The organism is Allobosea sp. P4_C6, assembly GCF_056402015.1.
In genome coordinates, this window is record NZ_JBFUIF010000004.1 from 138,498 (window position 1) to 153,568 (window position 15,071).

Annotated in this window: 12 protein-coding genes and 1 pseudogene; 8 read left to right on the forward strand and 5 right to left on the reverse strand. The window is 67.2% G+C overall.

The window, feature by feature from the left end:
- Positions 1-35: 35 nt before the first annotated feature.
- Positions 36-1,025, forward strand: coding sequence for a magnesium transporter CorA family protein (locus AC1DVA_RS04530; protein ID WP_265052334.1), 990 nt, complete (start codon positions 36-38; stop codon positions 1,023-1,025).
- Positions 1,026-1,058: 33 nt separating this feature from the next.
- Positions 1,059-2,836: pseudogene (locus AC1DVA_RS04535) on the forward strand (SLC13 family permease).
- Positions 2,837-2,865: 29 nt separating this feature from the next.
- Here the strand turns inward: AC1DVA_RS04535 and corA are convergent.
- On the reverse strand, positions 2,866-3,924 hold the full coding sequence (gene corA / locus AC1DVA_RS04540) for a magnesium/cobalt transporter CorA (RefSeq protein ID WP_476805114.1): 1,059 nt from the start codon (positions 3,922-3,924) through the stop codon (positions 2,866-2,868).
- A 113-nt stretch (positions 3,925-4,037) separates the two neighbouring features.
- Positions 4,038-5,084, reverse strand: coding sequence for a cysteine synthase A (locus AC1DVA_RS04545; protein WP_476805115.1), 1,047 nt, complete (start codon positions 5,082-5,084; stop codon positions 4,038-4,040).
- A gap of 140 nt (positions 5,085-5,224) precedes the next feature.
- Here AC1DVA_RS04545 and AC1DVA_RS04550 point away from each other — a divergent pair, with 140 nt between their 5' ends.
- The 5 genes from AC1DVA_RS04550 to AC1DVA_RS04570 all read left to right on the forward strand — a co-directional run bounded on the left by AC1DVA_RS04550 (position 5,225) and on the right by AC1DVA_RS04570 (position 11,085).
- Complete coding sequence (locus AC1DVA_RS04550) at positions 5,225-6,463, forward strand: class I SAM-dependent RNA methyltransferase (RefSeq protein WP_476805116.1); 1,239 nt, start codon at positions 5,225-5,227, stop codon at positions 6,461-6,463.
- A gap of 15 nt (positions 6,464-6,478) precedes the next feature.
- Positions 6,479-7,891: an FAD-binding oxidoreductase gene (locus AC1DVA_RS04555; protein WP_476805117.1), complete on the forward strand. Its 1,413-nt coding sequence runs from the start codon at positions 6,479-6,481 to the stop codon at positions 7,889-7,891.
- Positions 7,892-8,156: 265 nt separating this feature from the next.
- Entirely contained in the window at positions 8,157-9,230 is a 1,074-nt protein-coding gene (locus AC1DVA_RS04560; protein ID WP_476805118.1) for an ABC transporter substrate-binding protein, read from the forward strand.
- 91 nt (positions 9,231-9,321) lie between these two features.
- A complete protein-coding gene (locus AC1DVA_RS04565; RefSeq protein WP_476805119.1) occupies positions 9,322-10,122 on the forward strand; it encodes an ABC transporter ATP-binding protein in 801 nt (266 codons plus the stop codon).
- Positions 10,123-10,308: 186 nt separating this feature from the next.
- Positions 10,309-11,085, forward strand: a complete 777-nt coding sequence (locus AC1DVA_RS04570) for an ABC transporter permease (RefSeq protein ID WP_265052340.1) — start codon at positions 10,309-10,311, stop codon at positions 11,083-11,085.
- 202 nt (positions 11,086-11,287) lie between these two features.
- Here AC1DVA_RS04570 and AC1DVA_RS04575 read toward each other — a convergent pair whose 3' ends face one another.
- Positions 11,288-12,886, reverse strand: a complete 1,599-nt coding sequence (locus AC1DVA_RS04575) for a gamma-glutamyltransferase family protein (protein WP_476805120.1) — start codon at positions 12,884-12,886, stop codon at positions 11,288-11,290.
- A gap of 49 nt (positions 12,887-12,935) precedes the next feature.
- On the reverse strand, positions 12,936-13,703 hold the full coding sequence (locus AC1DVA_RS04580) for an SOS response-associated peptidase (protein ID WP_476805121.1): 768 nt from the start codon (positions 13,701-13,703) through the stop codon (positions 12,936-12,938).
- An 87-nt stretch (positions 13,704-13,790) separates the two neighbouring features.
- Between AC1DVA_RS04580 and AC1DVA_RS04585 the strand changes: the two genes are divergently transcribed.
- Entirely contained in the window at positions 13,791-14,291 is a 501-nt protein-coding gene (locus tag AC1DVA_RS04585) for a hypothetical protein (protein ID WP_476805122.1), read from the forward strand.
- Here the strand turns inward: AC1DVA_RS04585 and AC1DVA_RS04590 are convergent, their stop codons facing one another.
- Positions 14,292-15,020, reverse strand: a complete 729-nt coding sequence (locus AC1DVA_RS04590) for a TlyA family RNA methyltransferase (protein ID WP_476805123.1) — start codon at positions 15,018-15,020, stop codon at positions 14,292-14,294.
- Positions 15,021-15,071 lie beyond the last annotated feature (51 nt).

The window sequence follows — 15,071 nt, forward strand, 5'->3', positions numbered from 1 at the left end:
GTCTCCATCCTGACCGTGCAGCGAGATTCGTGCCCATGCTGATGATCCACGGCATCTGCCCCGATTCGCGCAACAAGCTTCGCCATGCCGAGCTCGGGCTCGATGAGGCCTTTCCGGCCGAGGCGGTCTGGATCGACCTGCTCAATCCGACGCCCGAGGAGGACCGGCGGGTCGAGCAGCATCTCGGCATCTCCATCCCGACACGCGAGGAGATGCACGATCTCGAGCCTTCCGAGATCATCTATACCGAGAACGGCGCGCGCTACATGACGGCGCGCGTCATCTGCCAGTCCGAGACGATCGTCCCCAAACTGGCTGATGTCACCTTCATCCTCACGGAGAAGGCGCTGGTGACGGTGCGCTATGACGAACCCGGCGCCTTCAACATCTTCCTCAACCGCGCCACCAAGCCCGGCGGCTGCGGCCCGCAGCCGGAAGCGGTGCTCGACGGGCTGATCGAGGCGATCGTCGACCGCGCCGCAGAAGTGCTGCGCGGGGTCGGCGACAAGGTCGACATGGCGTCGCGGCGAATCTTCGCCGGCCGCGGCCAGGATGTCGAACGGGGCGGCGTGTATCAGGTGGTGATCCAGCATATCGGCCAGCACGAACACATCATCTCGAACGTGCGCGAAAGCATGATGTCGGTCGAGCGCGTGCTGCTGTTCCTGTCCGCCAACTACACCCGGCCGAAGAAGGCGCAGACCGGCTTCTCGGCCGAATGGCGCTCGGCCGTGCGCGACGTGCAGGCCATCGAGGAGCACGCCACCTTCCTCTCCAACAAGCTGCAGTTCATGCTGGACGCCACGCTCGGCCTCGTCTCGATCGAGCAGAACAAGATCATCAAGCTGTTCTCGGTCGTCTCCGTGGCGCTGATGCCGCCGACGCTGATCGCCTCGATCTACGGCATGAACTTCAAGACGATGCCGGAGTTGGAGTGGCAATGGGGATACCCCCTGGCGATCGGGCTGATGATCCTGTTCGCCGTGCTGCCCTATCTGCTCTTTCGCTGGAAGAAATGGCTCTGAAGCCAGGCTTGCGGCGGCTGCCCTGACGACCGGATGACCCAGCCTCAGATTCTCTCCGTCCTCCTCGTCGCCGGCATGATGGCGGCCTTCCTGTGGGGCCGCCTGCGCTACGACATCGTCGCGATGCTGGCGCTGCTGCTCGGCGTCGCGCTCGGATTGGTCCCGACCGCGGACGCCTTCAAGGGCTTTTCGGACGACATCGTCATCATCGTCGGCAGCGCGCTGGTGCTGAGCGCCGCCGTGGCGCGCTCCCGCATCATTGAGCGGCTGTTCGCCAGGCTCGGCTCGCGCCTGAGCTCGACACAGCTGCAGGTGCCGCTGCTCGTCTTCATGGTCGCCATCATGTCGGCGATCATCAAGAACATCGGCGCGCTCGCGATGATGCTGCCGATCGCTTATCAGCTCGCGCGCAAGGACGGGAAATCGCCTTCGGTCTTCCTGATGCCGATGGCCTTCGGCTCGCTGCTCGGCGGCATCGTCACGCTGGTCGGCACCTCGCCGAACGTCATCGTCGCGCGTGTGCGGCAGGAGCTTGGCGGCGAGCCCTTCCGGATGTTCGATTTCGCTCCCGTCGGCATCGTCGTGGCGCTGGCGGGCTGCATCTTCCTCAGTGTCGGCTACCGTTTGCTGCCGCGCGACCGGCGCGGCGCGGTCTCGCTCGATCAGGCGATCGACATCAAGGATTATCTCACCGAGGCGAAGCTCGGCGAGAAGTCGCCGCTCGCCGGCAGGACGGTCGCCGACCTCAAGGCCATCGCCGGCAGTGGCGCCGAGATCGTCTCGATCCTGCGCAACGAGCGGCGCGTGCAGGCGCCGCTGCCGGATGCGGGCCTGCGGGCCGGCGACATCCTGCTGCTGCGCGGCGACGCCGCCGTGCTGGAGCGCGTCGTCGCGGAAGGCGGGCTCGATCTCATCGGCAAGGACCGCCCGACGCAGAAGGGCGACGCGCTGGACCCCGACCGCATCGCCGAGGCGATCGTCGGGCCGGATTCGGTGCTCATTGGTCAGTCGGCCGGCGACATGGCGCTGCACAGCCGTTTCGGCGTCAACATGCTGGCGATCAGCCGTTCCGGCGAGCGCTTCAGCCAGCGGCTGCGCGACATCAGGCTGCGAGCCGGCGACATCGTCGTCATCCAGGGCGACGAGAAGCTCCTGCCGGAGAAGCTCTCGGAACTGGCGCTACTGCCGCTTGCCGACCGGCTCGTGCCGCTGGGCTCGACACGCCGCGTGGTGCTGACCGTGACGATCGTGCTGGCGGCCATCATAGCTCTCGCCGCCGGCTTGGCCCCTGTGCCGCTCGTCTTCTTCGCGGCGGCTGTCCTGCTGATCGCCTGCCGCTGCGTGCCGCTGCGCGAGGCTTATCAGAGCATAGACGCGCCTATCCTGCTCATGCTGGCGGCGCTGATCCCCGTCAGCGACACCTTGCGCAGCACGGGCACCACCGATCTCTTCGCCTCCTGGCTCGCCACGATCGGCGGCGGGTTGCCTGGCTGGGCCTCGGTCGCGCTGATCCTGGTGGCGCGATGGCGGTGACGCCCTTCCTCAACAACGCCGCGACGGTGCTGGTCATGGCGCCGATCGGCGCCGGATTCGCCAAAAATCTCGGCTACAATCCCGATGCCTTCCTGATGGCGGTGGCCATCGGCGCCGCCTGCGACTTCCTCACGCCGATCGGCCACCAGTGCAACACGCTGGTGATGGGGCCGGGCGGCTATCGGTTCAGCGACTATGCCCGTCTCGGCGCCCCGCTTTCGCTTATCGTCATCCTGCTGGCCGTGCCGATGATCCTGCTGGTCTGGCCCCTGCGCTGACGGATAACGCTGTCGGAAATCGCCGCCCGCTACAGCCAGCCATTGCGCTTGAAGCGCCAGTACAGGATGGCGCAGGACGTGACGATGACCGACAGCACGGCGTAGTAGCCGTAATGCAGCTCGAGTTCCGGCATGTTCTTGAAATTCATGCCGTAAACGCCAGCGACGGCCGTCGGGACCGCCAGGATGGCGGCCCATGACGCCAGCCTCTTGGTGATCGCATTCTCCTGGCCCTGGCCGACGAGCAGGCTCGCTTCGAAAGCGAAGGCCAGCACCTCGCGCAGGCTGTCGATCTTCTCCTGCACGGTGCGGACATGGTCGGTGACGTCCCGAAACATCGGCGCGAGCGTCGGCCGCACCTGCGGCACGCTGCCATTGGTCAGCCGCTGGCAGACATCGACCAGCGGCGCGATGGCGTTGCGCAGGCGCAGCAGATCGCGCCTGAGCATGTAGAGCCGCTCGATATCGGCACGCGCCATCGGCCTGGCGAGGACCATGTCCTCGATCTCCTCGACCTCTTCATGGATCGCCTCGAGCACCGGCATGTAGTTGTCGACGATGAAATCGAGGATCGCATAGAGGATGAAGTCCTCGCCCTTCGCCAGCGAGGTCGGGCAGGTTTCCCAGTGCTGCCGGACCGATGTGTACGAGGTCGAGGCACCGTGGCGCACACTGACGATGTAGCCGCGGCCGACGAAGATATGCGTCTCGCCGAAGGCGATGCGGCCCTCGATCAACTGCGCGGTGCGCGCCACCACGAACAGGGCGTCGCCATATTGCTCAAGCTTCGGGCGCTGATGGGCGTTCGTCGCGTCCTCGACAGCGAGGGGATGCAGGTTGAACTGCTGCTGCACGCATTTGAGCAGGGCGGCCTCGGGCTCCAGCAGCCCGATCCAGACGACATGGCCGTCCTTCTGCGCCCAGTCCCCGGCTTCCTCCACCGGGATATCGGCGATGCGCACGCCATGGGCATAGACGCTCGAAGCGACGACGCCGGCCGCATGGACGTGGCCCGGTTCGGCGACAGCGTCGCGAGGCCGTTGTTCCGGAGCCACCGAAGCGGCGAACCTGACATTCGGGACTGCCATGCGACCACCTCGTCGATCGCGGGATAACCAAAGGGCAGGCTAGAACTGTTGCAGCCCGGTGGAAATCACTTTTCTGGCAAAATGGCCCGGGCGCCCGGCGAGGCCGTCGGCTCTTACGCCAGCACCTTCGACATGACCTGCTTGAGGCTGGCATCGTCCCGCTCCAGCCAGCCCGGCACCGGCAGGTCTTTCGAGCGCAGGAATTCCGGGTTGAACAGCTTCGACTGGTAGCGCGTGCCGTAGTCGCAGAGCACGGTCACGATGGTGTGGCCGGGACCCATCTGCTTCGCCAGCCGGATCGCGCCGGCGACGTTGATGCCGGAGGAGCCGCCGAGGCAGAGCCCCTCGTGCTCCAGCAGATCGAAGACGATCTGCACCGCCTCCGCATCCGGGATCTGGAAGGCGGCATCGACGGCCAGGCCTTCGAGGTTGGCAGTGATCCGCCCCTGGCCGATGCCCTCGGTGATCGACGAGCCTTCCGACTTGAGCACGCCGCTCGTGTAATAGGAGTAGAGCGCCGCGCCCATCGGGTCGGCGAGCCCGATCGTCACCTTCGGATTGCGCGCCTTGAGGGCGATGCCGACGCCCGCGAGCGTGCCGCCCGAGCCGACGGCGCAGATGAAGCCGTCGACCTTGCCGGCCGTCTGATCCCAGATCTCCGGGCCGGTCGTGTCGATATGGCCCTGACGATTGGCGGTATTGTCGAACTGGTTGGCCCAGACGGCGCCGTTGGGTTCGCTCTTGGCCAGCTCTTCGGCGACCCGGCCGGAAACCTTCACATAGTTGTTCGGGTTGGCGTAGGGCGCGGCCGGCACCTCCACCAGCGTCGCGCCGGCGAGCCGCAGCATGTCCTTCTTTTCCTGGCTCTGCGTATCGGGGATCACGATCACCGAGCGATAGCCCAGCGCGTTGCCGACGAGCGCGATGCCGATGCCGGTATTGCCCGCCGTGCCCTCGACGATGACGCCGCCCGGCTTGAGCTGCCCCTTCGCCTCGGCGTCGCGGATGATGGCGAGCGCGGCGCGATCCTTCACCGACTGACCGGGATTCATGAACTCGGCCTTGCCGAGGATGGCGCAGCCGGTCTCCGCCGAGGCGCGCCCGAGCTTGATGAGCGGGGTGTTGCCGATGGCTTCGATGACGCCGTCGCGGATGGTCATGGCGAAATTTCCCAATTCGTCCTCGACCTGATAGGCGAAAGCCTTGTTCCCGTCATCAGCAGGCCGGCGCCGTGCCGGAAATTGTCATCATGCCCGCCGTCCGTACGAATCCGCCGCAGGGTTCCGCACCGAAACTTGCCATGAACGAGACGCTGGTCATCGATCGCCTCGGACAGCGCGGCGACGGCGTCGTGCAGGCGCCTTCCGGCCAGGTGTTCGTGCCCTATGCGTTGCCGGGCGAGACGGTGCGTGCCGTGGTCGATGGCGAGCGCGGCCAGCTCGTCGAGATCATCGCGCCCTCCGCTTCCCGCATCGCCGCGATCTGCCCGCTCTTTACCCGGTGCGGCGGCTGCGCCGCGCAGCACATGGCGCCCGGCCTCTATCGCGAATGGAAGCGCCGGCAGGTCGTGACGGCACTGAGCCGCGCCGGCGTCGAGGCGCCTGTCGCCGATCTGATCGATGCCCATGGCGAGGGCCGTCGCCGCGTCACCTTCCATGCCCGCCGGCAGGGCGAGACCATGTTGGTCGGCTTCATGGCGGCGCGCAGCCATGAACTGATCGCCGTCGAAGCCTGCCCGGTTCTGGCGCCGGGGCTGGCGCGGGCGCCGGCCGTCGCGCAGATGCTGGCGAACCGCATGGGCGGAGCGAACAAGCCGCTGGATATCCAGATCACCGCCTCCGAAGCCGGGCTCGATGTCGATATGCGTGGCCATGGCCCGCTCGGCGACAAGCTCAGGCTCGCCTTGACCCAACTCGCGGAACGGCTCGATCTCGCACGGCTCTCCAACCATGGCGAGATCGTCGTCGAGCGTCGCCCGCCCTTGCAGCATATGGGCAAGGCTTTGGTCGCGCCGGCCGCAGGCGGTTTCCTGCAGGCGACGGCAGCGGGCGAGGAGATTCTGGCCGGGCTCGTCATGGCGGCGCTGCCGAAGGGCAAACGCGTCGCCGATCTCTTCGCCGGCTGCGGCCCGTTCAGCTTCCGCCTCGCCGAGCGCATGCAGGTCCTCGCCATCGAGAGCGACAAGGCGGCGACGCTGGCGCTGAGCCGGGGAGCAGGGGCGACGCAAGGCCTCAAGCCCATCACGACCGAGACGCGCGATCTCTTCCGCCGTCCGCTGCTGGAGCATGAGCTCAACGGCTTCGACGCCATCGTGCTCGATCCGCCGCGCGCCGGTGCGGAGGCGCAGGTCAAGCGATTGGCGGCCTCGAAGGTCAGGGACGTGATCTACGTCTCCTGCGACGCCGGCAGCTTCGCGCGCGACGCTGCGACGCTGGCTGCGGGCGGATATGCGCTGGAAGGCGTGACACCGGTCGACCAGTTCCGCTATTCCGCCCATGTCGAACTTGTCGGCGTCTTCCGGCGCGGCAAGAAGGGCTGAGGGCAGGGCTTCAGGATGAGTGCAATTCTCGATCGCATGGCCGGTATCGTCGGTGCGAAGAACGTCATCACCGATGCCGACGCGATGGTGCCCTATCTCAAGGAGTGGCGCGATCTCTTCCGTGGCAAGGCTCAAGGCATCGTTCGCCCCGGCTCCACAGCTGAGGTTGCCGAGCTGGTGAAGCTCGCGGCCGAGACCGGCACGACGCTGGTGCCGCAAGGCGGCAATACCGGCCTCGTCGGCGGCCAGATCCCGACCGCGGATGGCAGGGAGATCATCCTCTCGCTGCAGCGCCTCGACAAGGTCCGCACCGTCGACACCGAAGGCGATACGATGATCGTCGAGGCCGGCGTCACCCTGAAGCGGGCGCAGGATGCGGCCGAGGCTGCCGGGCGCCTGTTCCCGCTCTCGCTCGCTTCCGAGGGCTCCTGCACGATCGGCGGCAACCTCGCCACCAATGCCGGCGGCACCGCCGTGCTCGCCTATGGCAATGCCCGCGAACTCTGCATGGGCCTGGAAGTGGTGCTGCCGGACGGCCGCATTTGGAACGGGCTGCGCCAGCTCCGCAAGGACAACACCGGCTACGATCTGAAGAACCTCTTCATCGGCGCCGAAGGCACGCTCGGCATCATCACGGCCGCGGTGCTCAAGCTCTTCCCGCTGCCGGCGGCGCGCGCCACGGCCTTCCTCGCCGTGCCCAGCCCGGAAGCGGCGCTGGAGCTGCTGAACGATGCCAAGGCCGGCGCAGGCGGCACGCTCACCACCTTCGAGCTGATGCCGCGCGTCGGGCTCGAATTCGTCCTGCGCCACGCCTCAGGCGCGCGCGACCCGCTCTCGGAGCCGTCGCTCTGGTATGTGCTGATGGAGGTTTCGGCTCAAGTTGCCGCCGGGCTCGACGAGCATGTCGAGGCCTTCCTCGGCGAGGCCCTGGAGAAGGGCATCGTCACCGACGCCGCGCTCGCCGGCTCGCTGACCCAGCGGGCCGATTTCTGGAAGCTGCGCGAGATGATGTCGGAGGTGCAGACCTATGAGGGCGGCTCGATCAAGCACGACGTCTCCGTGCCGATCCATGCCACGCCGGAGTTCCTGAAGCGCGCCATCGCGGTGGTGGAGGCGATGGTGCCGGGCTGCAGGCCGGTGCCTTTCGGCCATCTCGGCGACGGCAACATCCATTTCAACATCAGCCAGCCCGTGGGCGCCGACAAGGCCGCCTATCTCGCCCGCTGGAGCGAGATGAACGAGGCGGTGCATGCCATCGTCACCGAGCTGCATGGCTCGATCTCGGCCGAGCACGGCATCGGCCGCCTCAAGCGCGACCTGTTGCCGGGCGTGAAGGATCCGGTCGAGCTCGATCTGATGCGCACGCTGAAGAAGACGCTCGATCCGAAAGGGATTCTGAACCCGGGCTCGGTGCTGGCGCAGGGCTGAGCCCGCTGGGCGCACGTCATGCTCGGGCTTGGCCCGAGCATCTGCCGCAGGAGGTTCCAGCGCCTCGTTCAGCCAGAGGTTCTGGGGTCTGCGCTTCGCTCCGCCCGAGAATGACGGCAGCTTAATGGGCAGCCTGCCGCGCGCAAATACTCCTCCGAGCCTCTCTGCCTAAAAAAATGGCAGTACCAGTCTTCCGCCTGATTGACCGCTTTTCGCCGCGTCTCTAGCCTTCGGCCCATAAAGAAAACATGAGGGGTTGGCTGGAATGATCGGCGTGGCGCGGATGCTGTCGAATTGCGCATGGGCGAAAGGCTTCGGGCCGACGCGGCGCGGCCTTGTCGGCGCGGCTTTGGTCGGAGCGGCTGCATTGGCCGGCGCGATGCCCGTGGCCGCCCAGACCCCGATCAAATTCACGCTCGACTGGGTCTTCCAGGGGCCGACCTCGCCCTTCCTCGTCGCGCTCGACAAGGGTTACTACAAGGCCGAGGGGCTCGACGTCACGATGGATCCCGGCCAGGGCTCGGCCGGCGCCGTCCAGCGCGTCGCCACAGGCGCTTACGACATCGGCTTCGCCGATGTGAACTCGCTGATCGAGTACAACGCCAAAAACGCGGGCAAGGAGATCCTCTGCGTCTTCATGGCCTATGATTTCCCGCCCTTCGGCGTCCATGCGCTGAAGAAGAGCGGCATCGCCAAGCCGGCCGATCTCGCCGGCAAGAAGCTCGGCGCCCCCGTCTTCGACGCCTCGTTCCGGCTTTTCCCGGCCTTCGCCAAGAAGGTGGGGCTCGACGCCGCGAGCGTCCAGCACGTCAACCTGACGCCGCAATTGCGCGAGCAATCGCTGGTGCAGGGCACGGTCGATTTCATCTCCGGCCACTATTTCTCGTCGATCCTCGACCTGAAGGCGCGCGGCGTAAAGGCGGAGGACGTCGTCTCGTTCAACTATTCCGACTTCAAGATGGACGTGTACGGCAACGGCATCATCGTCTCGCCGGCGCTGGCGGCGAAGCCCGAGGTCGTCACCGGTTTCCTGCGCGCCACCGCCAAGGCCTGGAAGGAGGTCGCTGCCAATCCGGCGCTCGGCATCGCCGCCGCCAAGAAGCGCGACCCGCTGATCGACGAGAAGCTGGAAACCGAGCGCCTCGACATGTCGCTGAGGCTGAACGTGCTGACGCCCTTCGTGAAGGAAAACGGCATGGGCGATGTCGAGCCGGCCCGCTTCGCCCGCTCGGTCAAGGACGTCGCCGAAGCCTTCGGCCTGCCTGCGGCTCCCGAGCCGGACAAGGTCTTCACCGGCAAGTTCCTGCCACCGAAGGCCGAGCGGATGGTCGCGCCCTGACCGCTGCCGTCATGGCCGGGCCTGACCCGGCCATCTCCTTGGAGCCCTTCCTTCCCGAGATTCTCGGGGCAAGCCCGAGAATGACGCCCGGATGGCCGTGACAACAGAACCGCCTCTCGTCGAGCTGCGTCAGGTCAGTCTCGCCTATGGCAGCGGCCCTTCGCGCATGCAGGCGCTGGAGGATGCGACGCTCTCCATCGCCAAGGGCGAGTTCATCGCCGTGGTCGGGCCTTCCGGCTGCGGCAAGTCGACCCTGATGAAGCTCGTCACCGGGCTGCTGCCGCCCACCGGCGGCGAGGTCCGGGTCCACGGGCAGCTGGTCAAGGGTCCGATCCGCGGCGTCGGCATGGCCTTCCAGGCGCCGACGCTGATGCCCTGGCGCACGACGCTCGACAACATCCTGCTGCCGCTCGAGGTGGTCGAGCCGCATAAGCGGCGCTTCCGCGCCAACAAGGCCGAATATGTCGCGCGCGTCGAGGCGCTGCTGGCCTCGGTCGGCCTCGGCGGCTTCGGCGAGAAATACCCGTGGCAGCTCTCGGGCGGCATGCAGCAGCGCTCCAGCCTGTGCCGGGCGCTCGTCCACGACCCCGACATCCTGATGCTCGACGAACCCTTCGGCGCGCTCGACGCCTTCACGCGCGAGGAGCTCTGGGGCGTGATGCAGAAGCTCTGGATGGAGCGCCGCTTCACCGCCGTGCTCGTGACGCACGACCTGCGCGAGGCGGTCTATCTCGCCGACACCGTCTACGTGATGAGCCGCCGCCCAGGGAAGATCGTCAAGATCCGCAGGATCGAGCTGCCCCGCCCGCGCACGCTGGAGACGACCTTCACGGTCGAGTTCGTCGACATCGTCCACGAGCTGCGCGAGCGCATCCATCTGGAGCATGCGTGACCATGACTTGCGCTCATGGCCGCTCGCCGTCATTCCGGGGCGCCGCGTCAGCGGCGAGCCCGGAACCCATGAACACGCCGCTGCTTGATGAAGCGCGACGGCGACTTGCGCCTGCTCCGGCTCCCACGGTGTTCATGGGTTCCGGGCTCATGCCTGCGGCATGCCCCGGAATGACGGAGTAGTCCGATGACCGAGACGCAAAGGCGCCTGCTGCTGGTCGCCATGCCCTGGCTCGCCATGATCGGCCTGCTGCTGATCTGGGAGCTGGCCTGCATCGTTTTCGATGTGCCGGAGATTCTGGCGCCGCGCCCGACGCGGATCATCGAGACGATGATCCTGCGCTGGGACATCCTGCTGCGCTTCTGCCTGGAGACGCTCTGGACCACCCTGATCGGCTTCGCGCTGGCGATCGGTTTCGGCCTGCTGCTCGGCCTTGCCATCGGCGCCTCGCCCTTCGTCTATTCGGGTCTCTACCCGCTGCTGATCGCCTTCAACGCGATCCCGAAGGTGGCCATCGTACCGATCCTGATGATCTGGGTCGGCGTCGGCGCCTTGCCGGCGGTGATCACCGCCTTCGTCATCTCCTTCTTCCCCATCGTCGTGAACGTCGCCACGGGGCTCGCCACCATCGAGCCGGAAATGCGCGACGTGATGCGCTCGCTCGGCGCGAGCCAATGGCAGATCCTGACCAAGGTCGGCGTGCCCCGCGCCATGCCCTATCTCTTTGCCAGCCTGAAGGTCGCGGTGACGCTCGCCTTCGTCGGCTCGGTCCTATCTGAGACGGTTGGCGGCAATCGCGGTATCGGCTTCCTGATGCTCTCAGCCGGCGCGCGCAACGACGCGCCGACGACCTTCGCCGGCCTGTTCTCCATCGCCATCATGGGCATGGCGCTCTATGCGCTCTGCGCGCTGGTCGAGCGGCGGATGACCCGTTGGGCCTTCCGCGGCGAGATCGTCGCCTGAGATTTCCCGGCTGGGCTGCCCTTGGAGCCGCCCCGTCATCCGGGGCATGGCGAAGCCATGAGCCCGGAACCCAGAACCGATGCGCCCCATCGTAACGCGGGCTGGTCGTCTACATCTTCTCGATGAGCGGCATCGGTTCTGGGTTCCGGACTCGATCCTTTGGATCGCTCCGGAATGACGGGGAGATTCCTCGCAAAATGCCCTACGGCGTCGCGACGTAGCCGTCGCGGCGCGGATCGGCGGCCCCGGTGAAGATGCCGGTCGCCGGATCGAACGCAACCGCCTGCATGCCGCCGCAGCGCATCGTCCAGCCGACATCGAAAGCCCTGGCGTCGTGCCCGCGCCGTATGAGCTCGGCGATGGTCTCGGGCACGATCCGGTTCTCGATCTCGACGAGGCGCCCATCCCAGAGCCGGGCGCGCGGCGCCTCGATCGCGTCCTGCAGCGGCAGGCCGAAGGCGAGATGCTGCACCATGGCCTGCGCCTGCGTCTGCATGATGCCGTAGCTGCCGGGCGTGCCGAGCGCGAGCACCGGCTTGCCGTCCTGGGTCGAGATGGACGGAGACATGCACATAGGCAGCGCATCGCCGGGCTTGGAGCGGTTCGGGCTCTCCGGCTGCACATCCGCCCAATAGAGGAAGTTGTTGAGGCACAGGCCAGTGCCCGGCACGACCACGCCGCTGCCGAACGGGCTGCCGAGGCTCTGCGTGATGCAGATCAGGTTGCCCTCGCTGTCGGCGATCGAGAACGAGGTCGTGTGCGCCGGATCCTCGTTCTCCTGCGGCGTCCACTGCTCGGTCGGCCCGGTCACCGGCTTGCCGTCTGTGAGACGCTTGCGCAGCCGTTCGATCGAAGCGTCTGATAGCATCTCGGCAAGCTTCTCCGGGCTCGGATTGTTGTGGGCGATGCGCTCGCCGGCGGCGAGGCGGATCGCACGGTAGACGAGGTCGAGATGATCTGGCCCATCCTTCGGCAGGGCGGCGAGATCGAGCCCATCGAGGAGGCGCAGCGTCAGCAGGAACTGGAAGCCTTCGCAGGACGGCGGCGGCACATGCACGGAAAGCCCGCGATAGGAAGCCGCCAGCGGCTCGCGCCAAACCGTCTTCACCGCGGCGAGATCGGCCATGGTCAGTGAGCCGCCGAGCGCCTGCAGATGCGCGACGACGCGCTCGCCCAGCGCGCCGCGGTAGAAATGATCGGGTCCCTTCTGGGCGATCTCGCTCAACGTCCTGGCAAGATCGGACTGGACCAGCAGCGAGCCGAGATGCAGAGTCTCGCCACCGGGCTGATAGTTCGCGGACCAGGCCGGATAGAGAGCGGGATAGGTCTTCAGCAGCGGGTCGTTCTCCTCGAACTCCGCGGCGCCGAACTCGGCCAGCGCGAAACCGTCCCGCGCCAGAGCGATCGCCGGCGCGAAGACATCAGGCAGCGACTTGCGGCCATAGCTCTTCACGAGCTCGCACCAGCCGGCGAGATTGCCGGGGGAGGCGACGGCGAGCGCGCCGCGCTCGAGGTCCGTGCGCTTGCTGAAGCGCCCGGCCGGGAAGCTCGCAGGCACCGGCGGCACGAAATCGAGCACGCGCACGCGCTGCTCGGCCGCGACCCACATCGTCGCGAAGCCCATCCCGGCGAGGCCCGACATGAAGGGTTCGACGACGTTGAGCGCGGCGGCGGTCGCGGCGGCGGCATCGAAGGCGTTGCCGCCCTGCGCCAGGACGCGCGCGCCGGCCTGTGCCGCCAGTGGATGGGCCGCGGCGACCATGCCGTGGCGGGAGGTCATGGTGGGGCGGCGGCCGTGCATGCTTCGTCTCCTCGTCGTCTTCTGCAACGATCAGAGCATGATTCCGGCCCTAGAACAGGCTGCCTTGCCCATCATCGGCGGGAGGCCGGGCCGCTTTGCGCGCATGACGCTTCGGCTCTTCGCTCGGTTCGGATCGAGGCAGGTCGGCGAGAGGCAGCTGTACCTCCGGCGCGTCGTTGGCGACCTTGTTGACGGCGCTGCCGATGGCGATGGCCTCCAGAAGATCGTCCGGCGGCGGCTTCAGCAGCCGGGCCGTCTGCTGCGGGGTGCTCTGAGGATCGAGCCACGCGTCATGGTCATCAGGGTCCAGGATGATCGGGCTGCGGTGATGGATCGGCGCCATCAGGCCGTTGGCCGGCCCGGTCATCATCGCCACCGTGTCGATCTCGGAACCATCCGGCGAATGCCAGGTCTCCCACAGCGCGGCGAAGGCGAAGAAGCCGCGATCCGGCCGGCGGAACAGGAAGGCCTCGTTTTGCGCCTGGCGGCCGGAGCCGCTGCGCCGCCATTCATAGAAGGCATCGGCCGGCAGCAGGCAACGCCTGCGCGTCAGCGCGTTGCGGAAGGAGGGCTTCTCGGCCGCGCTCTCGCTGCGCACATTGATGACGAGCGGGAAATCCTTGGCGTCCCGGACCCAGCCTGGGATGAAGCCCCAGCGCATCAGCAGGAAGCGCCGCGCCCCGTCATGCGGCAGCACGACAGGAATCGGCTGCGTCGGCGCGATATTGTAGCGCGACGGGAAATTCGGCTGCTCGCGATAGCCGAAGGCCTCGCGCATGGCTTCAGGAGGTAGGGTGATCGCATAGCGTCCGCACATGCCGGCTGTTTACGTCGAGACGAGGCGGTCAGATCAACACTTTCTTTCCGGTTGGCCAAACATAGTCGCCCCGATTCGGGGCAGAAGATGAGCGCCATCGCGACGAATGTGCCGGTCGATGCGCCGGCAAACCGGGCCGGAAGCGTCGACGCACCCCGTATGTCGACCGATTTCCTCAACCGCTACAGCGAAGCCCTGATGCTCATCGAGATGGCGGCGCTGGATGACACCGTCCTCGCCGATCTCCAGGCCTGGCACAGCATCAGCTATCGCGAGCATTTCCGCTCCTCTCAGCTGCGCTGTGCGGCCTCGGCGTTGGCGGCCTATGACCGGGTCGATCCCGTCCGGGCAAGGGCTTTCGAGGATATCTGCCTGTCGATGACCCGGCTGGTGCGGACAGTGTGTGCGCTTCTGACCGAAAAGCCGCAGCCGCCGGAGTTGCCGATGATCATCGAGGTGGCCGGCGAGGCCCTGCGCCGGCAGATCGGCCGCGCGACGCAGTTCATCAACGCCAACGGCATGATCGATATCGCCATCTTCGAGGACGCCGCCCTGCAGGAGGAGATCGACGCGCTGCTCGCGCGTTGATCAGGGCTTGCGCCGCGCTCCGACGAGAAACTCGCGATTGCCGTCGCCGCCTTCGATCGGGGAGGGGATCGGTCCTTCGACGGTGAAGCCCAGCGTGCCGAGCAGCGCGACGATGTCGTCGCAGACTTGCTGCTGGATCGCCTCGTCCCGGACGATGCCCTTCTTGAGCGCCGCCCGTCCCGCCTCGAATTGCGGCTTGATCAGCGCCGCGATCCCGGCTTGCGGCACGAGCAAGGCCGCAACCGCCGGCAGGACGAGCTTGAGCGAGATGAAGCTGACATCGATGGCGGCGAGGGCCGGGCGCTCCGGCAGTGCCTCCGGCGCCAGCGTGCGAATGTCCTGACCCTCGAGACTGGTCACGCGCGGATCGGCGCGCAGGGAGGCGTGGAGCTGGTCGCGGCCGACATCGACGGCGACGACGTGGCGCGCGCCCCGCTTGAGCAGCAGATCGGTGAAACCGCCGGTCGACGACCCGACATCCAGGCAGACCTGCCCGGCCGGATCGAAGCCGAAGGCATCGAGCGCGCCTGCCAATTTCAGGCCGCCGCGCGAGACGTAAGGATGCGGCGCCTCGGCCGTCAGCGCCGCATCCCGCGCCACCATTTCCGAAGCCTTGCGCACCGGCTGACCATTGGCGCTGACCAGCCCGGCCGCGATCGCAGCCTGCGCCCGCGCCCGGCTTTCGAAGAAGCCGCGTTCAACGAGCAACTGGTCCGCGCGGCTCTTCATCGCGATCCGCCCGCGCCGGCGCGGCTTTCTCTCCAGCCCTCATCCTGAGGA